Raw genomic sequence first — 19,537 nt, forward strand, 5'->3', positions numbered from 1 at the left:
ATAAAGCGCTACCATACTTATTCTTCGGCTACTCACCCTGTACATTGACCATCCTGGCGCAGCATAGAGGATAAAATCTCCTATAGCTCCCAGACAAAAGGCGCGCGGCCGCGTATCAGGCTTTGGCCGCACGATGGTTAATAATGAAGACGCATTACCTGCTACCTCGTGGTGGCTCGTATAACGCATTTGTTTTAGTAAAACCAGTACCAGATGCAAAACAGGACCGTTGAAAAAATGCTTTACAAGGTTGCCGCCTTGCTGGCGATTGTCGGAATTATACTTCGGCTCACGCAACCCTCTGAGAACTACCTGGGTCTCTACTTTATACTTGGTGGGCATATTCTGGGTGTGGCGGGCATACTGCTCTATATGAAGCACGCTAATGAGATGGAGCAGGAGCCGCTACAGGAAGAGCCCGCCGACCGGGTACGGGAAAAGATAAGCTAAACAATGAAACAATACTTCCTGACAGGGATCCTGGCCCTTGCTTCTGCCCTTGCGGTGCAGGCGCAGCAGTTCGAGCCCATCAAGAAAACAGCCTTGTTGGTGGAGGAAAAGCCGCAGCCGCTGGTTTTGGTGAATAACCAGGAAACTATGCTGAGTGCCATTATTCTGAACGATAACGACGTGAAGAGCCTGAACGTGCTGAAAGGAAACGAGGCGGTGGAGCGGTTTGGTCAGAAAGCTGCGGACGGCGCTATACTCATGAACCTGAAGCAGGACCTGCCGCTCGTACGCCTGGAGGAAGTATACAAGACCTTCAAAATCCCTGCGCAGCAGCAAAAGCTAACGCTGGCCATCAACGGCAAACACGTAAAAGACCCCACCCTGCTGCTGGCCGACCTGCGGCAGATAGAGAGGGTGGAGGTGACGGATTTCGACGTGACCAGCCCCTCCCGCTGGAGCTTCGAAGAACAGTACCTCAACATCATTACCAAGCCGCAGCCCTAGCCCCTACGGGATTTCCTGCGTATCTTGCAGCCAACTTATACTTTATACTTGCTCACCATGGACGGCAGAAAACGCGCCAATATTAAACCCGGCACCCGCGTAAACATTGTGCAGAAGCAGGACCAGCGCACCGGCGAACTCACCGAGGGCTACGTGCAGGACATCCTTACCAACTCCCCCACCCACCCCCACGGCATCAAAGTACGCCTGGAAACAGGGGAAGTGGGAAGAGTTCATGAGATTTTTCCGGAAGACTAAGTTGAGAGTTAGAGAGTTAGAGAGTTTAGGAGTTAGAGAGTTATTTTTTTTACAGCTGCTGACTTTCTTATTTTGGTAAGAATAGCGGTCAGTTCGTCTGCTTCACGCTTCAAGTCAACGAGCCGAGGTGCGGCAACAATCTCTGCCTCTTCTAATATCTCCAGCCAAAACAGCGACTCATCTGCTTCTTCCAGCACCACTCCTATTTTAGCCACAAACTCAGCGCCGGACCTTGCCCTACAGGCAGCGCGGTAGTTAGCAGCCACAGCCGTTGCAGAACGTATCAGTTGTTTCCCAACCACTTGCGCCTCCTGTCTGGTAGGAAGCGCTTGATATAACTTAATCGCACGCAGGGCGAAAGTTTTTGTGCGCCTCTTAAAAGTCTCCGCAAATTCAAAATTACTCAGTCTCTCTTCACTCATACTTTTCCAATTATCTTAACTCTCTAACTCCCCAACTCCCCAACTCTCTAACTCACAAAAGTCCTTCATCAGCAAAGCTGTAGTAGTCGTTGTCGGTGAAGATGATGTGGTCGAGGATGGGGAGGTCGAGGAATTGGCCGGCTTCCTTCATTTTCTTGGTGAGGGCGATGTCGGCGGCGCTGGGCTTGGTGTTGCCACTGGGGTGGTTGTGCACCAGGATGATGGAGCTGGCCAGCTGCTCCAGGGCCTTTTTGAAAATGATTTTGGGGTCTGCCACCGTGCCGGCCACACCGCCCATACTGATGCTTTCCTTCTTCATCACCACGTTGGCGCGGTTTAAAAGGATGACCCAGAACTCCTCGTGCGGCAGGTCGAGCAGCTGCGGCTTGATGTAGTTGTAGATGTCGGTGGAGCAGGTGATGCGGGTTTTGGCCGTGATGGCAGCCTCTTTGCGACGGCGGCCCAGTTCCAGGGCACTCACAATGGTAATCGCCTTGGCCTCGCCGATGCCCTTGTGCTTCATCAAATCCTTCACGCTTAGGCGGGCCAGTTCGTTCAGGTCGTTGCCCACGGCAGAAAGTATAAGCTTGGCTACATCCACGGCCGTGAGTTTCGGCGTGCCCGAACCGATGAGGATGGCGATGAGTTCGGCGTCGCTCAGGGCGGCCTTGCCTTTCAGCAACAGTTTCTCGCGCGGGCGGTCTTCCTCAGCCCAGGTTTTGATGTTGAGCGGCTGCAGGTATGGCAGCGTGGCAGTCAGTTCGTTTTCTTTCACTTGCGGTACAAAATTTGATAGTATAGGAATGCAAGTGGAATCTCTTTCAACCGGAAATAGTTCAACCTTACTGCTTTTCTGTACTTTTATACTTTTAAAGCTTGCCTGCCCCTGGCCCGGAACATTTCCTGCCTCTGGCGGTTTTATACCGATATGCGACGTATGCTGACCTTCATAATCATTTTACTACTCCTCTTCCTGATAGACCTTTATGTCTTCCAGGCTATCAAAACTGTAACCGAAAACCTCAACCCCACTGCCCAAAAGGCCATTTATGTGCTGCACTGGGCTGTATTTGCCATTACGGCCGGCACGTTTATACTTGCCTCCGCCACCCGTGGAACACCGCCGGATGCGTTCCGGACTTATCTGGCCAGCACGCTGTTCATCATCTTTGCCTCTAAGCTGGTGGTGGTGCTTTTCCTGATAGCCGACGATGCCCTGCGGCTGGGCAAGATCGTGTTTAACACGGCCAATGGGGACGACACGTATGACCCCTCGCGCCACAGGTTTCTGAACCAGATGGGCCTTTTGGTGGCCGCCATACCCTTCTCGGCTTTTATCTACGGCATGGTAAAGGGCGCCTACGATTACCGCGTGAAGCGTGTCACGCTGCGCTTTCCGAACCTGCCCGCCGCGTTCGACGGGTATAAGATGCTGCAGATATCCGACCTGCACACCGGCAGCTTTACCTCCACCGGGCCGCTGAAGGAGGCGGTGCGCCTGATAAACAAGCAGGAAGCCGACCTGGTATTCTTCACCGGTGACCTGGTAAACAACCTGGCCTCGGAGATTGAGCCGCACATCCCCACCTTAAGCGAGATCAGGGCCAAGGAAGGGGTATTCTCGGTGCTGGGCAACCACGACTACGCCGACTATGTGCGCGAGTGGCCGCATGCCAACGCCAAGGCCGAGAACCTGCGCAAAATGATTGATACGCACGGGCAGATGGGCTGGCAGTTGCTGATGAACGAGAACCGCATCATTGAGAAGGACGGCGAGCAGATTGCCGTGCTGGGTGTAGAGAACTGGGGCAACCGGGCCGGATTCCCGAAGTATGGCCGCCTGCACGAGGCTTACAAGGGGGCAGAGAACGCGCCGTTCAAGGTGCTCCTCTCCCACGACCCTTCACACTGGGACGGGGAAATCAACCAAAAGTATACCGACATCGACCTGACGCTTTCGGGCCACACGCACGGCATGCAGTTTGGCGTGAACATACCTGGCCTGAAGTGGAGCCCGGTGCAGTACGTGTACGAGCAGTGGGCCGGCCTATACAAAAAAGGGCGCCAGCACCTGTACGTGAACACCGGCCTGGGCTTTATCGGGTATCCGGGCCGTGTGGGCTTTTTACCGGAGATTACCGTGTTTGAGCTGAAGAAAGCCTGACCTGACAGTATAAAACCATAGAAAAAGCGCCTGCTCCCAGGCGCTTTTTTTGTGCCAGACACCACCGGCACGCCGCTTCCCGAACATTCAATCCAAAGCCAGCGTACTTAGTTCTGAGCAAATTCCACCCTTTTTGCCTGCCCGCAGAGGCAGGATGAACCAAAAACCAACACAACTATGAACAAGATACTTTTTCCGGTAGCCGCTGCAGCTATACTGCTGCTTACCACCTCCTGCGGAGAGGATACCTCGGGCACCTCCTTTGAGGTAACCAACGCCAACTACGACGAGAACGTAAACCCAGATAACATCCGGGGCTATAGAGTAGGAGAGCCGCACATGCCGGGATCAATTAAAAATACGAGCCAGTATTACCCATTCAATACCGCTACGCTGCCAGAGGAAACCCGCAGAACGCTGGAAGGAGGCAATATTGCCACGCAGATGGTTACCGTATACTACTCTGCCAGCCGCTCGCTAGAGGATCTGGCCAGGGAATACAACCCCAACAGCCTGGTAGGCAGTAAGGCTTCCGGTAGCCAGCCCGCCCCAGCCAGCAGCGCGCCGACTCCGGCCAGCAACAACAACAGCGGCAACAGCGACGGCAGCAACAGCAGCAGCGACCCGGCCGGCAATGGCAACAACCAGTCAGGCAGCGGCAACAGAACCGACCAGCAATAACCGGCTGGCCAAGTATACTTTACCGCAGCCCGTTGCCCTGTGCAGCGGGCTGCGTCTTTTTTAGCCCTTCTCCTGATTTCTTTGTAATTTTACCTAGCTTGGCCCGTTATACTGCTGGCCGGCACAGTTTTAGCTTTCTACGGCAACGTATAAACGCCGCAGCCATACCAGAACCTCATGCACAGACACTCGCTGTTATACCTCCTGACGCTCTTGCTACTGCTCTGCAGCCTGCCTTCTGTGGCCCAGAAGAGCATCCGGATAAGCGGTACCGTGCTACAACCCGACCGAAAAACGCCTATTCCGGGCGCTACCATCGTGAAGATAAACACGAACATGGGGGTGGTATCAGATGAGGAGGGCAAGTTTCTGATTGATGTAGCCCAGACCGACACGCTCATGATACGGGCGCTGGGCTACAAGCCGCTTTTATACTTGCCCAAGACCCTGCCCGTGTCGGAGCTGCGCGTGAACATTGTACTGCAGGAAGATAGCGTGATGCTGGGCGAAGTGGAGGTTACCAGCCGCCCCTCGCAGGAGATGATAGACCGCGCCCTGCGTAACATGAAGCGCGAGCAGACCAGCCAGACCAAAAACCCCAACTTTATTCCGGGCCTGGAGCCTCCGCCTCCTGCGCCTGCCGCACCGCCTACCATCCTTAGCCCCATGAGCCTTTTGTATGATATTTTCTCCAGCGAGGGCAAGCAGAAGCGCGCGCTGCAGGAGTACCTGGACAAGCAGGCGGCAGAGCAAAGGCAGAAAGAACGCGACGACTACAACCGCTTCTTTAAGGATAATACCGGCTACGAGTAAGGCCTATCTACGCCTTTCCACCTACTCCCCTTTCCTGACGGGAAAGCGGCTGCGCTATACTTTTTTCGCAGGTCAAAGTATAAACCGGCACCTGAAGTATAACCCTTCCGATAAACATTTATACTTCCTCATATAATATTTGCGCTATATATCCGTAAGTATAAAAACACCTATGAAAACAAGCCGCCCATGTCCCAACTCCAACACCTGTGTGTTTTAGGACTCCTGCTGCTCGCCATTTATACTTTGCCGGCGCATGCGCAGCAGCTAAAAGTGAGCGGCACCGTGCTGCGCCCCGATAAAAGGACGCCCGTGGCCGGGGCGGGCGTCATCAGGCTTAGCACCAGCACAGGCACCTTAACCGACGAGGCCGGCCGCTTCACCCTGCTGGTAAAACCCAACGATTCTATACTTGTCCGGGCAGTTGGCTTCCGGCCTGTAGTATACCAGGTAAAGCCGGAGCTGGGCACCACCCAACAGTTGCTCTTTGTGCTGCAGGAGGAGGTGCAGCAAATCCGGGAGGTGGAGGTCAGTACTGCCCCGCTGCTGGTCAAGCGACCGGAAGAGCAATTAAAGCCCACCATCAAACCACCGCCTCCGGTTCCGGCGCGTCCGCCAACCCTGGTTTTTAATCCGGTTTCCTATTTCTCCAAAGAGGGCAAGCAACGGCGAAAGCTCCGGAAATACTTAACTAAGGAGGAAGAAAAGCGCCAGCGACAGGAGGTAGAGCGGCTAAGGCAGGAACAGGAGGAGGCCAAACAGAACTATAACCGCTTCTTTAAAGACAACACCGGCTACCAGTAAAGCAGCCAAACAATCCGGCGCCTCGTAGGTTGAGAGTATACTTTTACCTGAACCTATGAAAATCGGATACCCCTGCATCAACGAGGCCCTCGACTGTAGCTCTTCCCGCACCTTCCGGCTTGCCTCTTACTCAGAAGAGCGCCTTATTGCCACCGTGGAGCAGAACCTGGCCTGTTTGCGCCGCATCCTGGAGTATAACGTGCAGCACGGCCTGCTCTTTTTCCGCCTCACCTCCGGGCTGGTGCCCTTCGCCTCGCACGAGGTAAACCAGTATAACTGGCAGGAGCACTTTAAAATGACGTTCCGGCGGCTGGGCAGCTACATCAAAAACAATAATATGCGCATCTCCATGCATCCCGACCAATTTGTGGTGCTCAACTCGCCCAACGAGCAGACGGTGCGCAACAGCATTGCCGAACTCGTGTACCAGGGAAGTATACTCGATTTGATGGAGCTGGACACCACGGCCAAGTTGCAGATACACGGCGGCGGCGCCTACGGTGACAAGCCCGCGGCTATTCAGCGCTTTGCCGAAGTATACCACACCCAGCTGCCTGAGGCCGTAAAGGCCCGCCTCTGCGTGGAGAACGACGACCGCACCTATACCTTACAGGACTGCCTGCAACTGCACGAGCTGACCGGTATGCCCGTTATTTTTGACAACCTGCACCACGAGTGCGTGAACAACGGCGAGCCCATGCGTGAGGCTGTGGAAATGGCCGCCACCACCTGGCAACCCGACAAAGACGGCATCCTGATGATGGACTATAGCTCACAGGCCCCTAACGAGCGGCGCGGCAAGCATGTGCAAAGTATAGAAGAGCAGCTTTTCCACGATTTCCTGGCAGAAACCGAGGGGCTGGACATGGACATCATGCTGGAGATAAAGGACAAGCAGGAAAGTGCCCTTAAAGCCCGCGACCTGGCGCAGCGGATGGGCCGTCTAAAAGTATGAGGCAGCCACGTTCCAGAGCCATTCGGCTAGCTGCCACAGCACCCATACCAGCAGCACCAGTATCAGCACCAGCCCTATCAACACGCCCGCAATAATGTTTTTGCCGCTGCCCTGGTACCTGCCCTCCTCGTAGTGGCGGCGCAGCAGGCGCACGTTGCGCTCGTTGGCCTTAAAGGCGAAGTCGAAGATGTTGCCAATAAGCGGAATGCTGCCCAGCACCACATCCAGGGCGATGTTGATCATCATCAGCACAATCAGTTTGCCACTGGCCCCGTGGCGCGCCATTGTCATTACCAGCGCAGCCGATACACCGAAAGAGGCCAAATCGCCCACAAAGGGTACCAAACCCAAAAGCGGGTCCAGGCCAAAACGGAAGTTGGTGCCGGGCAGCCGGAACTGGTTGTCCATCAGGTAGGTGATGTGGTCTACCCACTTCAGCTTCTCAGATTGAGGCGTGCGGGTGTAGTGCGTGTTTGGTGTTACCATACGGCTTATACGGTGGGGCATGTAGCAAAGGTATACTTTAAGGCACCATGCTACGGTGGCTGTTAAATTTAGCCTTCCGCTGCTTCTTGGCGGCTACGTGGTAGTACTTTTTATGCTTCTTGTTTTTCTTGAGTGTCTTCTTGCCACCCTTTTTAAAAAGGCCGCTCAGGAGCTTGGGCCCATCTGCCGCAGCGTGTGCCGGAGCGTTATAAGAAACGCTGCCTGCCAGAAGCAGCAGCGCCAATGCCAGTATTCTAACCATATGCCAGCAGGATAAATAACCCATCTGTTAAACGTAAAATACCATGAAAGCGTATGGCTGCAAACATAAAAAAGGAGCCGTAATCAGCTCTAAGTCACTGATTACGGCTCCCTTTACCAGGATAGCCCTGTTGGTCTAGTTCTTTCCCTTGCCTTTTCCGGGGTGGCCTTTGCCTGCGTTACCTTTACCTGCATTGCCTTTGCCAGAATTTCCCTTACCAGGCTGGGCCTTGCTGCCGCCTTTATGCCCGGCACTGGTGGCATTGTGGCTTTTTACCACTACCACGGTCGTGTTGCCGCCTTTGCCATTGCCTCTGTGCTTGGTATGGCCAGGGTTGGTGGTGCGTGGGTGATGCGGGTTGTTAGTGTTCTTATACCAGCCCTTGTGCAGGCCGTTATCCTTTTTGGTAGCAGACTTGCTCTTGCTCACCACCACTACTTTACCGTTTTTGTCCGTCTTTTTGCGGGAGATGTGGCATGAAGACATCATCACTACGGCCACCAGCACACATAATACTCTTACAAAAGTATACTTCATCGGGCTTATAATTAGGAATTATTTGAGGCTACAGCCAATGTAGCCGCTGCTAATATACAGCAATGTTTCAATTAATTCCTAACCTCCCCGCCCGGAAGCTACACAATCTGCAATTGGGCGGAAAAAGCTGTGCAACTACGGCATATTGCTTTTCTAACAAAGTATATTTTTAATCGCAGCTCAGGCCTGCACCAGCTCTGCTTCCTGCAACAGGAAGTGCCCGCCTACACTATTTTTTCTGGCCAGGCAGGCTTCTATTGTCAGGGCAGCTACCGTTAACAGGTTCCGCAGTTCCCATACTTCCCCCGACAAGGCTAACGCATACTTTTGTAACTGCAGCCGCAGCAACCGCACCTGCTCCTGTGCCTGCTCTAGCCAGCTGTGGGTTCGCTCGATGCCTACCTTTTCCCACATCAGCTGTCGCAGCGCAGCCTTTAAACCTGACACGTCCGGTGAAGCTTGGCCTGCGGGAATTTCCGGCACTTCCATACTTTCTGGTAACTCATACTTTTGCGCCACGACATGCGCCGCCGCGGCTTTGCCGAACACCACCCCTTCCAGCAGTGAATTACTGGCCAACCGGTTAGCCCCATGCACGCCCGTGCAGGCCACCTCGCCCACTGCGTACAGGCCCGGAACCGAGGTTTGCCCGTGCAGATTTGTCGCCACGCCGCCGCACTGGTAATGCGCCGCCGGCACTACGGGTATAAAGTCTATAGCGGCATCGATGCCTATACTTATACATTTGTTGTAGATGAGCGGAAAGTGCTGCTGCAAATGTTCCTCGGGCAGGTGCCGTGCGTCCAAGTATAAACAGGGTGAGTGGTGGTGCTGCATCTCATGGTAAACGGCGCGGGCCACCACGTCGCGCGGGGCCAGCGAGCCTTGCAGGTGGTAACGGCGCATAAACCGGCTGCCATCCGGCAACACCAGCTCGGCCCCTGCCCCACGCAGCGCCTCACTTATCAGAAAAGTGTCTTCGGATGCCGGGTTATAGAGCGCCGTCGGGTGAAATTGAAAAAACTCCATGTGGCTGACCTGGGCCCCTGCACGGTAGGCCATGGCCAGCCCGTCGCCGGTAGCTATTTTGGGGTTGGTGGTGTGCTGGTATACTTGCCCCGAGCCGCCCGTGGCCAGCACCACGGCTCTGGCAAGTATGGCTTTGGGTTCACCGGTCTTCAGGTCCAGCAGCTGCACGCCATGGCAGGAACCGTGCTGCAGCAGTAGCTCCAGGGCCATGTGGTGCTCCAGTATGGTGATGTTTGGGTGTTGCCGCGCCGCCTGCCCCTGTACCTGCTGCAGTCTCAGGCCGGTGTGGTCCTTCACGTGCACAATGCGGTGTTGGCTGTGGCCGCCCTCCAGCCCCAAGGCTATACTTTTCTTTTTGTCTGTATCAAAGGCAACGCCTTGCTCCTGCAGCCAGTTTATACTTTCCGGCGCCCGCCCCACCATAAACCGCACCGCCGCCTCGTTGCAGAGGCCGGCACCGGCAAGTAGCGTATCCTGCACATGCTGCTCAAAGGAGTCTGCTGCGGCGAGCACGGCCGCAATGCCGCCCTGGGCAAACAGGGTATTCGTTTCGGAAATCGCCGCCTTGCACACCACCGCCACCCGGCCATGCGCCGCCGCCTCCAGGGCAAATGTTAAGCCGGCCACACCGCTGCCCAGCACCACATAATCAAAGGATACCATCGTTAGGAGAAGGCCAGCATCCGCTCAATCGGAGCCAAGGCGCGTTTCATGATTTCTTCTTCCAACCTCACCTCAAACAGCGCTTCCTGAGCCGTGCCAATCGCCCGCAAAGCCTCCAGGGTGTTTTGTATGCTGATTTGTTTCATGTGCGGACACTTGATGCAGGGCACGATAAACTCCTTCTCCGGGTACATGCCGCGCAGGGTGGCGCCCAAATCGCACTCCGAGCCAAGTATAAACTGGCGGATCTGGCTCTCGCCAACAAAGCGGATAATGTCGGAGGTACTGCCCACCACGCCGCCGGCACCCGTAAAAGCGTCAGAAACCGTGTTATCCGGTACCTCCCAATGTACCAGCACCTGCGCCTCGGGGTACATCAGTTTCAGGCCGTTGATGCGCTGCGGCGTGAACTGCTCGTGCACCTCGCAGCGGCCTTCCCAAAGTATAAGCTCCTTGCCTGTTTCGGCCTTAATCTTGGTTTGCAGGTTGCGGCCCATGTATAAGTCGGGCAAAAAGATGAGCTTGTCGCCGCCCAGCGAGCGGGCAATGTCCATGGCGTTGCGCGAGGTGCAGCAGATGTCGGACTCGGCCTTGGTTTCGGCGTAGGTGTTGATGTAGGCCACCACCGGCACGCCCGGATGTTGTTCTTTTAGCCTGCGCACATCGGCCCCGGTTATACTTTCGGCCAGCGAGCAGCCGGCCTCAAAGCTGGGCAGCAGCACCTGTTTGGCAGGATTCAGGATTTTGGCAGTCTCGGCCATGAACTTTACGCCGCAGAAGATGATGTAATCGGCCTCCACGTTTTTAGCCGCCACGCTCAGGCCCAGCGAGTCGCCCACAAAATCGGCGATGCCGCCATCCTGGTGCTTTACCTGCAGCTCGGCAGGCATATAGAAGTGCGACAGTACGACGGCGTTTTTCCGGCGCTTCAGCTCACGTATCTCTTCTACGGCGGCCAGCAGTCCGGCCTCTTCCCGCTCAGGCAGGGCATCAGGATTCATGGCGCTCAGTTTCTGCAGAAACGCGCTTTTGGTTTGTGTTAGCATGATTCGGTAATGGATAATAAGGAGTTATGAATGCAAAGGGATTTACAAACAGGAACCAAAGCGCAGCATCCGACAGATAAACCTGAGCCGTGCTCATACTTTTACGCCCATAAATCCGGCTTCTAAACCTTAGCTCTGTGGCTCAGCCTCGTGCACGTTGGTGATAAAATAATTGCCCGAGTTCACCCCATCCACCAGCGTCTGTATGGTTTTGGTGCTGAAGGTCTTGAGCACCTGGTTGCGATAGGCTTTAATATCGTCGTGCAGCGGGCAGGGGTGGGTATCGGAGCACTGCTTCATGCCCATACCGCACTTGCGGAACATCTCCAGCCCGTCGATGGTTTGCACCACTTCCAGGATGCTTATCTCGCTGGCCGGCCGGTGCAGGAAGAATCCCCCGCCCGGTCCTTTAATGGAGGCGATGACTCCTTTGCGCACCAGGTCCTGCAGGATTTTGCCTATAAAATGCATGGGCAGCTCCAGTTCCTTAGCGATATCTTTCATCCCTACTTTCAGCCCCTGTGCGTCGTTCAGGGCGACGTACACAATGGCGCGCAGGGCATATTCTGCTGTTTTAGATAGTAGCATGTTTAAAAACTCCGTTCGTCTAACACTAACACGGCTGCAAGTTACGCCTTCCGTTCCAGTTGCCGCATGCCTTCCTCCGTAATCATGTCCATACTCCAGGGCGGCGACCACACCAGGTTTATTTTTACGTCCAGACTCGGAAAACGCTTGAGCAGGATTTGCTCGGCCGCCGTTCGGATGGTGCCGCTCATCGGGCAGCCCGGGGTGGTCAGGGTCATGTCCACCGCCAGTTCCCCCTCCTCGCTCAGGCTCACCTGGTACACCAGCCCCAGGTCCACGATATTGATGCCCACTTCCGGGTCGATGATATATTTGAGGGTCTCGTACACCTCCTGGCCGAAGTCTTCAGGCAGATTTTGCGTTTCCATAGGGAAAAGGTTTTAAGTCGTGTGCTTTGTGCAGCAGCATTTGGAACACATTGGCCGTGTACAGCAGCGAGGTAAGGGTAAATCCGATGGCCCCGCCCAGTATAACCTGCTGGCTGCGCAGCAGCACCCCGGCCACTAGAAGTATAAAACCGAGCAGGTAGCTGATGTTTTGCCAGCGCAGCAGCGTGTGGCTGTACATGTCCTTGGGCATAGGTGTTTTAAAGCGGCCCACGTAATCCTCGTAGGCATGCATCCATACGATAAAAGGCAGGGTTTTAAACGTTTGCCCCAGGATGAGCGCCGAGATAAACCCGAAGAAAACCGAGATGCCGTACACCAGGTAAACCGAGGACAGCAGCGATTGCGGCAAGGCCAGCTGGCTGCTCACCACCAGCACCAGCAGAAGCGGCAACAGCAGCAGGCCCAGTGCCACGAAGGTCTGCTTCATGCCTAAGTCGATGTCCTGTCGCTGGCGCGTTTTGGCCGCCTGGCGCAGGTATAGCAGGAAGCACGCCACGCCCGCCACCACCAGGGCCGCATACACGGGCAGCAGCGCCGTTTGGAACAGCAGGTGATCCAGTATAAACAGGACCAGGCCGGCGTTTATCAGGTTGTAAGACCAGTTCAGTTTTTTGGTTCCCTCGTGGTGCGCCAGCAGGAACATCGGGATTAGCTTAGCCCCAACGCCGATGATGAGCAGCAGAAACCAGCCCGCCATGCCGATGTGGGCGTGCAGCTTCAGGTAATGCGTGTGCTCCACCGGCAGAAAAGGCATCGTAAAGTTGACCACCATCAGCAGGCCCACCAGCCCCGTTACCAGCAGCCAAATGGCCGAGGTGACGATGAAATCAGACTCTATCGTCCATTTAGGGGCTTTGCGGGCTGTTTGCGCCACGTTGATATTGAAAAGGATGAAGGAGATGACCAGGCTGCAGGCGGCCACGTGCATCGGCCAGCCCAGCTCAAAATGCCAGAAACTCCAGGCCAACAGGATGGTGCCTGCCCCCAGGAAGCCAAAAGCCGCCGTGGCCAGCTTCTCAGAGTATAAGTTGCACTCCAGTACCACGGGCAGCAACTGGTACAGTGCCCCGAAGATGACCATGGTCGCCCAGCCCAGCGCCGCCACGTGGGTCAGCGTGAGCAGCTTGGGGTGGAAGTAGTGGCCACCAAAGGCATCGGTGGAGAAAAGCAACAACACGCCCAAGGCCACGAAAGCCAGGGCTGCAAAAGCGTAGTGCGGCAGCACCACCCATTTGCCCGGCGAGTTTGATGTAGTGGCAGCGCTCATGGTTTCTTTTTTTGAGTTGATAAAGGAGCTTTAGACAAAAGACTTTCTGAAACAGTGTAAAACCTATACCTCACTTGTCGGCTCTCTATAAATAAGTAGGTATACTTCGTTCGGACCTACCTCGTTAATGGCTACGTGAAAGCCACGCTCGTCCAACTGCGGCAGCAGGAACTGCGGCACCCGCTTGTGCACCACGTACAGCGCCTCGCCTGCCGGCAACTTTTCCAGTTCCCCAAGTATGGTTACCATGGGCTGCGGCATTTCCAGGTGGCGCACATCTACGCGTTTCACCTTTCCGGCAAAGCGGGCCAGGGTATCTTCAAAGTTGTTTTCAGCGGGCTTTATACTTTCCTCTGCCAAGGGCTCCGCTGCTCCGTTTCGCCAGAAGTAGGTATGCACCAGGTCCGGTGACTTTTCCTCGGTAAAGTAGCTGTAGCCTTTCTTTTTAAGTATGGCCATCAGCGGCGTGGGCTCAAACGTGTTGATGAGGAGCAGGGCGCTGTTTTCTTCTACCTTGTCCACAGCAGCCATAATCTTCCGGAAGGGGTCGTTTCCGGTGGCGATATCTGCGCACACATCCAGCCGGCGCAGGCGTTCTGCCGGCAGGTTCGCCAGGAAAGCCGGCAACTCAGCGTTGGAAGTATAAACCGGCTGTGCCATACTTTCCGTGCTTTTCCCGGCGGCTACGGTAAAGCCGAGTGGCGCCAGTTTCTCATAAAACCGCTCTACCTCGCAGCCGCCAATGCGGGCGGCGTCGGCGATGGTTACCCTGGAAGCCAGCACTTTGCGCAGCAGCGGGTTGCGCAGCTTCTCAAAGTGCTTGTTGATGCTGGCAATGGCCTCAATGGCAGCAGGGTTCTCCTTTATCAGGGCCGAGATTTTGGTGCTGGCTGCGATTTGCATGGCTACGCTTTAGTAGGTTTGGCTACCCAGAACTCCGGCGTGAACGTGTCGTTGCGCGGGTCGTGCTTGTGTGCCAGCAGCTGCCCGGCCAGCTCCAAATCGTCGGAGTTCGCCGCCGCCTGCACGTACGGAAACAGCTCGCGTTCCTCCCAACGGATGTGGTCGTTCAGGTCCTGCTCCAGCACCCTGAACAGGTCTTTGTTCATGCGGCTGCCTTCCTCTACCAGTTCCACCAGCGCCTCCAGCAGCTTGTGTTCCTCATGCAGCCTTGCCCGCTGCGTATCGTCGTTTGGCAGCACTCTCTCCAGCAGCCATTCCTCCTCCTGGCAGTGCTCCTTCAGGATATTATCCCAGAAGTAACGCACGTAGGCGCGCATCACCTCCAAATCAGTTCCGTTCTTGAGCCCCTGGCGCAGTTTCCAGCAAAACAGCAACCCAAAGTGGTGCTCCCGTGACAGCGGAACCAGGCTCTTGTCTCTTTTCTGCGGTGCGATGGTCTTTTTCATGATCGTGGTACTTTAAAAACAGGATTTACAGGTTTTAAGATTGACAGGATTTTTTCAGCTGTTGTCATCATCCCCCTGCCCCCTTCAAAGGGGGACTTTAAAGCTCCCCTCCTTGGTTAAGGAGGGGAAGGGGTGGTTGGTCCAGGAACTGCATCCTGTTCATCCTTAAATCCTGTAAATCCTGATTCAGATTATTTACTTCAGCACTTCCTTCTCCATCTCAATCGCTTTCGGGAACAGGATGTTGTTCTCGAGGTGGATGTGGCGGAAAAGGTCATCTTCAAACTCCTTCAGCTTCTTGAAGGCCACGGTGTAGGTCGCGCAGGCATCGGCCGGCAAGGTATAGTTATTGGTCAGCTCGCGGATGCGCTCCATCTCGCCGCCCGCACTCTCGTGCTCCATCTCCATCATGTTAATCGGGTTCTGGATAGAGCCGAAGCCGGCCGGCTCCAGTTTCACGCCGCTCTTCTTGGCCTCTTCCAGTTGCTTGATGTAAGGGAACAGCACGCGCTCCTCTTTCGGCATGTGCGCCTCCAGCTCGTTGGCCACGTTGGTGTAGTGCTTCACTACTTCCAGCAGCTCGGGATGGCGGCTGCCGTGCACACGGGCTATCTTAGTGGTATATTCATACAGGGCCGGGATTGCCTCCTGCAGGTACTTATGGTGCGTGTTCACGATGTAGTCTGCCAGAAAGCCCAGGTCCCACTTGTTGTATTCAACCTCGCGCGCCTTCTCGGCCTCGTCCAAAGCAATCAGCTCGGCTTCCAGTTCATCCTGGCTGATGCCTTTCTCGGCACACACCTGCTTTACCGATTTTTTGCCGCCGCAGCAGAAGTCGATGCCATACTTTTTAAACACCTGCGCCTTGCGGTAGTCCTTGGCCACCAGCTCGCCCACCGTCTCCCCTTCCTCCGGGGTCAGCTTGGAGATGCGCACCTCCCATACTTCAGGGCCCTGCTCCAGGTACTCCCACTTAAACACGTTGCCGCGCTCGCCCAGCAGCTGGTAGTACAGCGGTTTGGGGTCGTGGTCGTTGTGAATAACAAAAGCTTCGCCGCCTTTCAGGTTGTCGAACCACTGAAAGATAGTGGGGTGCTTCATGCGGGGCTCCAGGACGGTAACATCCAGTTTTTCAATTTCTTGTGTACTTGTCATTTCGTTAAGATTAAAAGTCTTACTTTTTACTGTTACAAATGTATACGTTCGATTTCACAAAAAAAGAGTATAAAGTCTTTTATTAAAATGATCTTCGTCATTTCTATTGCCTCCACTATATAGCACCTTTGGATACTTCAGTCACTTCTGACATCATCCATTCAAATACCACCCTCTTTATGGAAAAAAAATCTTCCCTCCGGGCCAGTGCGCTCACGTTTAAAAGGCATTTTACCATGCCGCAGCAATCCCCTTATGAGATGTTCCGCTACGAACTGCGCTCCTCCACCATCCGCAACCCCTCGGGTGATGTGGTGGCCGAGCTCAGCGACGTGGAGGTGCCAGAGCAATGGTCGCAGATTGCTACCGACATCCTGGCCCAGAAATACCTGCGCAAGGCGGGTGTGCCCCAACCCGACGGCAGCACCGGCTCCGAGAAATCGGTGAAGCAGGTGGTGCACCGGCTTGTAAACTGCTGGCAGCAATGGGGCCTGAAGTATGGCTACTTTAAATCCGACGCCGACGCCGGTGTGTTTTATGATGAGCTGGTGTACATGCTGCTGGGCCAGTACGCGGCGCCCAACTCACCGCAGTGGTTTAACACCGGGCTGCACGAATCTTATGGGATAAAGGGAAAAGCGCAGGGACACTATTATATAGACCCCGACACGGGCAAGCTGCGCGAGTCGGACTCGGCCTTTGAGCACCCGCAGCCGCACGCCTGTTTTATACTTTCGGTGGAGGACGACCTGGCCCAGAAAGGCGGCATCATGGATCTACTGGTGCAGGAGGCGCGCATCTTTAAGTATGGCTCGGGCGTGGGCACCAACTTCTCCAGCATCCGGGGCAAAAACGAACCGCTCTCAGGCGGGGGCAGCTCCTCCGGGCTCATGTCGTTTCTGAAGGTGAGCGACCGGGCAGCCGGGGCCATCAAATCGGGCGGCACTACCAGGCGGGCAGCCAAGATGGTGTGCCTCGACCTGGACCATCCGGAGATTGAGGAATTCATCAACTGGAAAAAAGACGAGGAGAAGAAAGTGGCGGCGCTGATTGCCGGCGGCTACCCGTCCGACTACGAGGGCGAGGCCTACGCTACCGTATCGGGCCAGAACTCCAACAACTCGGTGCGCGTGCCCAATAGCTTCTTTAAGGCTTTGCATGCGGATACCGACTGGCACCTGACCGCCCGCACCGACGGCAGCATCCTCAAAAGTATACCAGCCCGCCAGCTGTGGCAGCAGGTAGCCGAGGCCGCCTGGGCTTGCGCCGACCCCGGCGTGCAGTTCGACACGACGATTAACGAGTGGCATACCTCTCCGGCCGAAGGCCCGATCCGCGCCTCCAACCCCTGCTCGGAGTATATGTTCCTCGACAACACCGCCTGCAACCTGGCCTCGCTCAACCTCATGCGCTTTTTCGATACCGAAAAGCAGGAGTTTGATATTGACGCCTTTGCCCACGCCTGCCGCCTCTGGACGGTAGTGCTCGAGATTTCGGTGCTGATGGCGCAGTTCCCGTCCGAGATTGTGGCGCAGCGCTCTTACGATTACCGTACCATCGGGCTGGGCTATGCCAACCTGGGTGCGCTGCTGATGGTGCAGGGCCTTCCCTACGACAGCGACGCCGCCCGCGCCATGGCCGCCGGCATCACCTCTCTGATGACGGGCGTAGCCTACCAGACCTCTGCCGAGCTGGCCGCCGTGCTAGGGGCCTTCGCCAAGTATGAGCCCAACAGGGAAAGCATGCTGCGCGTGATCCGCAACCATCGCTACGCAGCCTACAACAAGGCAGATAAGTATGAGGAGCTAAGTATAAAACCGGTGGGGCTGGACCAGGCGTTGTGCCCGCCCGTGCTGCTGAAAGCTGCCCAACACGCCTGGGACACCGCGCTGACGCAGGGCCAGAAGTATGGCTACCGCAACGCACAGGCCACGGTAATTGCCCCAACCGGCACCATCGGCCTTCTGATGGACTGCGACACCACGGGCGTGGAGCCGGATTACGCGCTCGTAAAGTATAAAAAGCTCTCTGGGGGCGGGTATTTCAAAATCATCAACCAATCCATCCCGGTTGCCCTGCAGAAGTTGGGCTATACTTCGGAGGAGGTGAAGGCGATCGTAAATTACGCCAAAGGATACGGCTCATTTACCGGCGCACCGTACATCAACCCCGACACGCTGCAGCAAAAAGGCTTCCTGCCTGAAGAGATTGCGCAACTGGAGGCGGCGCTGCCTACGGCTTACGACGTGAGTTCGCTGTTTAGCGTGTTTACTTTGGGTGAGGCCTGTCTGCAGCGCCTGGGCTACCCGCCGGCAAAGTATAACAGCCCCGATTTTAACCTGCTGCAGGCACTGGGCTTTACCGTGCGCCAGATAGAGGAGGCCAACACCTACGTGTGCGGCACTATGACCGTGGAAGGCGCGCCTTACCTGAAAACGGTGCATTACCCGGTGTTCGACTGCGCCAACCGCTGCGGCAGCAAGGGCACTAGGTTCATTAAAGCCGAAGGGCACATTTACATGATGGCCGCCGTGCAGCCCTTCATTTCCGGAGCTATCTCCAAAACCATCAACCTGCCCAATGAGGTGAACGTGGATGATGTGGCGCGTTGCTACGAACTGTCGTGGGAGTTGGGATTGAAAGCCTGCTCTATTTACCGCGACGGCAGCAAGCTCTCCCAACCGCTCACCTCTAAAAGCGCTACGCAGGAGGAGAAAGACGAGCCGACAGAGGAGCCGCAGGCCACTACGCCGGAAGAGAAGTATAACGCCGAGCAGATTCTGAAGGCAGCGCAAAGTATACTGGCCGACTCGGCCAGCGAGGGCTTCCGCCAGCAGCTGGTAAGTATGGTGGAGCGCCGCAAGATGCCCGATAAGCGCAGAGGTTTTACCCAAAAGGCAAAAATTGACGGAAACACGGTCTACGTGAGAACGGGCGAGTACCCGGATGGCTCTCTAGGGGAGTTGTTTATCGATATGTATAAAGAAGGGGCCTCGTTTAGGTCCATGCTCAACTGCTTTGCCATTTCGGTGTCGCTGGGGCTACAGTATGGCGTGCCGCTGGAGGAGTTTGTGAACCGCTTCACCTTCACCCGCTTCGAACCGGCCGGCCGCGTGGAGCATCCGAACATCAAGTCGGCCACCTCGGTGTTTGACTACGTGTTCCGCCTGCTGGCCTACGAGTACCTGAACCGAACCGACCTGGTGCATGTTCCACAAGTAGCATCCGAGGATAAGAGCAGTGAGGCCTTGCCTGCGGCACCGGTTCCGGAGCCGAAAGCGGCGCCGGCTATGGATGCCGCCGCGGCCCCGGCCAGCAATGGCAAGAGCTACAAAGTGGTTTCCCAGAGCCGCACCGTGCTGATGGAGCAAACGCAGCAGGTACTGGCCAGCATGATGGGCGATGCGCCGCACTGCAACGTCTGCGGCCACATCACCATCCGCTCCGGCACCTGCTACAAATGCCTCAACTGCGGCAACAGCCTGGGCTGTAGCTAAGGACCAGTGATTGGAAAGGTTAAACTGATTTAAATAATTTCTTGTCCGGGTCGGGACTTATGGGATTTGAAATTTGAACAGAGTTCTTTAGCAATTATAGTTATCATCCCCCTGCCCCTTTCAAAGGGGACTTTAAAACTCCCCTCCTTGGTTAAGGA

22 protein-coding genes are annotated in these 19,537 nt (G+C 55.6%); 9 read left to right on the forward strand and 13 right to left on the reverse strand.

Going from position 1 to position 19,537, the window contains the following annotated elements:
- Positions 1-213: 213 nt before the first annotated feature.
- From BM040_RS08275 to BM040_RS08285, 3 genes are read left to right on the forward strand one after another with little or no spacing between them, the layout of a single operon-like run.
- Entirely contained in the window at positions 214-450 is a 237-nt protein-coding gene (locus tag BM040_RS08275) for a hypothetical protein (RefSeq protein ID WP_092100027.1), read from the forward strand.
- 3 nt (positions 451-453) lie between these two features.
- Entirely contained in the window at positions 454-954 is a 501-nt protein-coding gene (locus BM040_RS08280) for a hypothetical protein (RefSeq protein ID WP_092100028.1), read from the forward strand.
- Between the two features lie 57 nt (positions 955-1,011).
- Positions 1,012-1,212 (forward strand): YwbE family protein, encoded by a 201-nt coding sequence (locus BM040_RS08285; protein WP_092100029.1) that lies wholly within the window; start codon positions 1,012-1,014, stop codon positions 1,210-1,212.
- Positions 1,213-1,244: 32 nt separating this feature from the next.
- Here the strand turns inward: BM040_RS08285 and BM040_RS08290 are convergent, their stop codons facing one another.
- Both BM040_RS08290 and radC read right to left on the reverse strand, forming a co-directional pair.
- The gene (locus tag BM040_RS08290; protein WP_092100030.1) at positions 1,245-1,634 is read right to left on the reverse strand and encodes a four helix bundle protein; all 390 of its coding nucleotides are present in this window, start codon (positions 1,632-1,634) and stop codon (positions 1,245-1,247) included.
- Positions 1,635-1,686: 52 nt separating this feature from the next.
- Positions 1,687-2,409: a RadC family protein gene (gene radC, locus BM040_RS08295; RefSeq protein WP_245756140.1), complete on the reverse strand. Its 723-nt coding sequence runs from the start codon at positions 2,407-2,409 to the stop codon at positions 1,687-1,689.
- A 162-nt stretch (positions 2,410-2,571) separates the two neighbouring features.
- Here radC and BM040_RS08300 point away from each other — a divergent pair, with 162 nt between their 5' ends.
- From BM040_RS08300 to uvsE, 5 genes are all read left to right on the forward strand, one after another.
- Positions 2,572-3,798: a metallophosphoesterase gene (locus tag BM040_RS08300; protein ID WP_245756141.1), complete on the forward strand. Its 1,227-nt coding sequence runs from the start codon at positions 2,572-2,574 to the stop codon at positions 3,796-3,798.
- Positions 3,799-3,975: 177 nt separating this feature from the next.
- Complete coding sequence (locus BM040_RS08305) at positions 3,976-4,479, forward strand: hypothetical protein (RefSeq protein ID WP_092100032.1); 504 nt, start codon at positions 3,976-3,978, stop codon at positions 4,477-4,479.
- Positions 4,480-4,656: 177 nt separating this feature from the next.
- Positions 4,657-5,292, forward strand: coding sequence for a carboxypeptidase-like regulatory domain-containing protein (locus BM040_RS08310; protein ID WP_092100033.1), 636 nt, complete (start codon positions 4,657-4,659; stop codon positions 5,290-5,292).
- Positions 5,293-5,481: 189 nt separating this feature from the next.
- Positions 5,482-6,096: a carboxypeptidase-like regulatory domain-containing protein gene (locus tag BM040_RS08315; RefSeq protein ID WP_092100034.1), complete on the forward strand. Its 615-nt coding sequence runs from the start codon at positions 5,482-5,484 to the stop codon at positions 6,094-6,096.
- A gap of 55 nt (positions 6,097-6,151) precedes the next feature.
- Positions 6,152-7,051 carry a UV DNA damage repair endonuclease UvsE gene (gene uvsE / locus BM040_RS08320; RefSeq protein WP_092100035.1) on the forward strand — a complete coding sequence of 300 codons (900 nt, stop codon included), beginning with the start codon at positions 6,152-6,154 and terminating at the stop codon, positions 7,049-7,051.
- Here the strand turns inward: uvsE and BM040_RS08325 are convergent.
- From BM040_RS08325 to ric, 11 genes are all read right to left on the reverse strand, one after another.
- Complete coding sequence (locus BM040_RS08325; RefSeq protein ID WP_245756142.1) at positions 7,040-7,558, reverse strand: DUF4112 domain-containing protein; 519 nt, start codon at positions 7,556-7,558, stop codon at positions 7,040-7,042. The two genes, uvsE and BM040_RS08325, sit on opposite strands and share 12 nt — an antisense overlap.
- Before the next feature lie 16 nt (positions 7,559-7,574).
- The gene (locus tag BM040_RS08330; RefSeq protein WP_092100037.1) at positions 7,575-7,799 is read right to left on the reverse strand and encodes a hypothetical protein; all 225 of its coding nucleotides are present in this window, start codon (positions 7,797-7,799) and stop codon (positions 7,575-7,577) included.
- Between the two features lie 135 nt (positions 7,800-7,934).
- Positions 7,935-8,336 (reverse strand): hypothetical protein, encoded by a 402-nt coding sequence (locus tag BM040_RS08335; RefSeq protein ID WP_245756143.1) that lies wholly within the window; start codon positions 8,334-8,336, stop codon positions 7,935-7,937.
- Between the two features lie 180 nt (positions 8,337-8,516).
- The gene (gene nadB / locus BM040_RS08340; protein WP_092100038.1) at positions 8,517-10,028 is read right to left on the reverse strand and encodes an L-aspartate oxidase; all 1,512 of its coding nucleotides are present in this window, start codon (positions 10,026-10,028) and stop codon (positions 8,517-8,519) included.
- Positions 10,029-10,030: 2 nt separating this feature from the next.
- The gene (nadA, locus tag BM040_RS08345) at positions 10,031-11,074 is read right to left on the reverse strand and encodes a quinolinate synthase NadA (protein ID WP_245756144.1); all 1,044 of its coding nucleotides are present in this window, start codon (positions 11,072-11,074) and stop codon (positions 10,031-10,033) included.
- 129 nt (positions 11,075-11,203) lie between these two features.
- Positions 11,204-11,662 (reverse strand): RrF2 family transcriptional regulator, encoded by a 459-nt coding sequence (locus tag BM040_RS08350; RefSeq protein WP_092100040.1) that lies wholly within the window; start codon positions 11,660-11,662, stop codon positions 11,204-11,206.
- A 41-nt stretch (positions 11,663-11,703) separates the two neighbouring features.
- Positions 11,704-12,030: a metal-sulfur cluster assembly factor gene (locus BM040_RS08355; RefSeq protein ID WP_092100041.1), complete on the reverse strand. Its 327-nt coding sequence runs from the start codon at positions 12,028-12,030 to the stop codon at positions 11,704-11,706.
- Positions 12,008-13,318, reverse strand: a complete 1,311-nt coding sequence (locus BM040_RS08360) for a hypothetical protein (RefSeq protein WP_092100042.1) — start codon at positions 13,316-13,318, stop codon at positions 12,008-12,010. The genes BM040_RS08355 and BM040_RS08360 overlap by 23 nt, the downstream gene beginning before the upstream one ends.
- Positions 13,319-13,381: 63 nt before the next feature.
- Positions 13,382-14,221: a DUF2249 domain-containing protein gene (locus tag BM040_RS08365; RefSeq protein ID WP_092100043.1), complete on the reverse strand. Its 840-nt coding sequence runs from the start codon at positions 14,219-14,221 to the stop codon at positions 13,382-13,384.
- A 2-nt stretch (positions 14,222-14,223) separates the two neighbouring features.
- Complete coding sequence (locus BM040_RS08370; protein ID WP_092100044.1) at positions 14,224-14,727, reverse strand: hemerythrin domain-containing protein; 504 nt, start codon at positions 14,725-14,727, stop codon at positions 14,224-14,226.
- A gap of 195 nt (positions 14,728-14,922) precedes the next feature.
- The gene (ric, locus tag BM040_RS08375) at positions 14,923-15,882 is read right to left on the reverse strand and encodes an iron-sulfur cluster repair di-iron protein (protein ID WP_092100045.1); all 960 of its coding nucleotides are present in this window, start codon (positions 15,880-15,882) and stop codon (positions 14,923-14,925) included.
- A 179-nt stretch (positions 15,883-16,061) separates the two neighbouring features.
- Here ric and BM040_RS08380 point away from each other — a divergent pair, with 179 nt between their 5' ends.
- Positions 16,062-19,379, forward strand: coding sequence for a vitamin B12-dependent ribonucleotide reductase (locus tag BM040_RS08380; RefSeq protein ID WP_092100046.1), 3,318 nt, complete (start codon positions 16,062-16,064; stop codon positions 19,377-19,379).
- The last annotated feature ends 158 nt before the right edge of the window (positions 19,380-19,537 follow it).

The sequence above is a fragment of the Pontibacter chinhatensis genome, assembly GCF_900113285.1.
Classification (GTDB): Bacteria; Bacteroidota; Bacteroidia; order Cytophagales; family Hymenobacteraceae; genus Pontibacter; species Pontibacter chinhatensis.

Bases quoted from the DNA above. Each gene is read 5' to 3' on its own strand.
- BM040_RS08275 (WP_092100027.1), top strand. From the start codon at position 214: ATGCAAAACAGGACCGTTGAAAAAATGCTTTACAAGGTTGCCGCCTTG.
- BM040_RS08280 (WP_092100028.1), top strand. From the start codon at position 454: ATGAAACAATACTTCCTGACAGGGATCCTGGCCCTTGCTTCTGCCCTT.
- BM040_RS08285 (WP_092100029.1), top strand. From the start codon at position 1,012: ATGGACGGCAGAAAACGCGCCAATATTAAACCCGGCACCCGCGTAAAC.
- BM040_RS08290 (WP_092100030.1), bottom strand. From the start codon at position 1,634: ATGAGTGAAGAGAGACTGAGTAATTTTGAATTTGCGGAGACTTTTAAG.
- BM040_RS08300 (WP_245756141.1), top strand. From the start codon at position 2,572: ATGCTGACCTTCATAATCATTTTACTACTCCTCTTCCTGATAGACCTT.
- BM040_RS08305 (WP_092100032.1), top strand. From the start codon at position 3,976: ATGAACAAGATACTTTTTCCGGTAGCCGCTGCAGCTATACTGCTGCTT.
- BM040_RS08310 (WP_092100033.1), top strand. From the start codon at position 4,657: ATGCACAGACACTCGCTGTTATACCTCCTGACGCTCTTGCTACTGCTC.
- BM040_RS08315 (WP_092100034.1), top strand. From the start codon at position 5,482: ATGTCCCAACTCCAACACCTGTGTGTTTTAGGACTCCTGCTGCTCGCC.
- uvsE (WP_092100035.1), top strand. From the start codon at position 6,152: ATGAAAATCGGATACCCCTGCATCAACGAGGCCCTCGACTGTAGCTCT.
- BM040_RS08325 (WP_245756142.1), bottom strand. From the start codon at position 7,558: ATGCCCCACCGTATAAGCCGTATGGTAACACCAAACACGCACTACACC.
- BM040_RS08330 (WP_092100037.1), bottom strand. From the start codon at position 7,799: ATGGTTAGAATACTGGCATTGGCGCTGCTGCTTCTGGCAGGCAGCGTT.
- BM040_RS08335 (WP_245756143.1), bottom strand. From the start codon at position 8,336: ATGAAGTATACTTTTGTAAGAGTATTATGTGTGCTGGTGGCCGTAGTG.
- nadB (WP_092100038.1), bottom strand. From the start codon at position 10,028: ATGGTATCCTTTGATTATGTGGTGCTGGGCAGCGGTGTGGCCGGCTTA.
- nadA (WP_245756144.1), bottom strand. From the start codon at position 11,074: ATGCTAACACAAACCAAAAGCGCGTTTCTGCAGAAACTGAGCGCCATG.
- BM040_RS08350 (WP_092100040.1), bottom strand. From the start codon at position 11,662: ATGCTACTATCTAAAACAGCAGAATATGCCCTGCGCGCCATTGTGTAC.
- BM040_RS08355 (WP_092100041.1), bottom strand. From the start codon at position 12,030: ATGGAAACGCAAAATCTGCCTGAAGACTTCGGCCAGGAGGTGTACGAG.
- BM040_RS08360 (WP_092100042.1), bottom strand. From the start codon at position 13,318: ATGAGCGCTGCCACTACATCAAACTCGCCGGGCAAATGGGTGGTGCTG.
- BM040_RS08365 (WP_092100043.1), bottom strand. From the start codon at position 14,221: ATGCAAATCGCAGCCAGCACCAAAATCTCGGCCCTGATAAAGGAGAAC.
- BM040_RS08370 (WP_092100044.1), bottom strand. From the start codon at position 14,727: ATGAAAAAGACCATCGCACCGCAGAAAAGAGACAAGAGCCTGGTTCCG.
- ric (WP_092100045.1), bottom strand. From the start codon at position 15,882: ATGACAAGTACACAAGAAATTGAAAAACTGGATGTTACCGTCCTGGAG.
- BM040_RS08380 (WP_092100046.1), top strand. From the start codon at position 16,062: ATGGAAAAAAAATCTTCCCTCCGGGCCAGTGCGCTCACGTTTAAAAGG.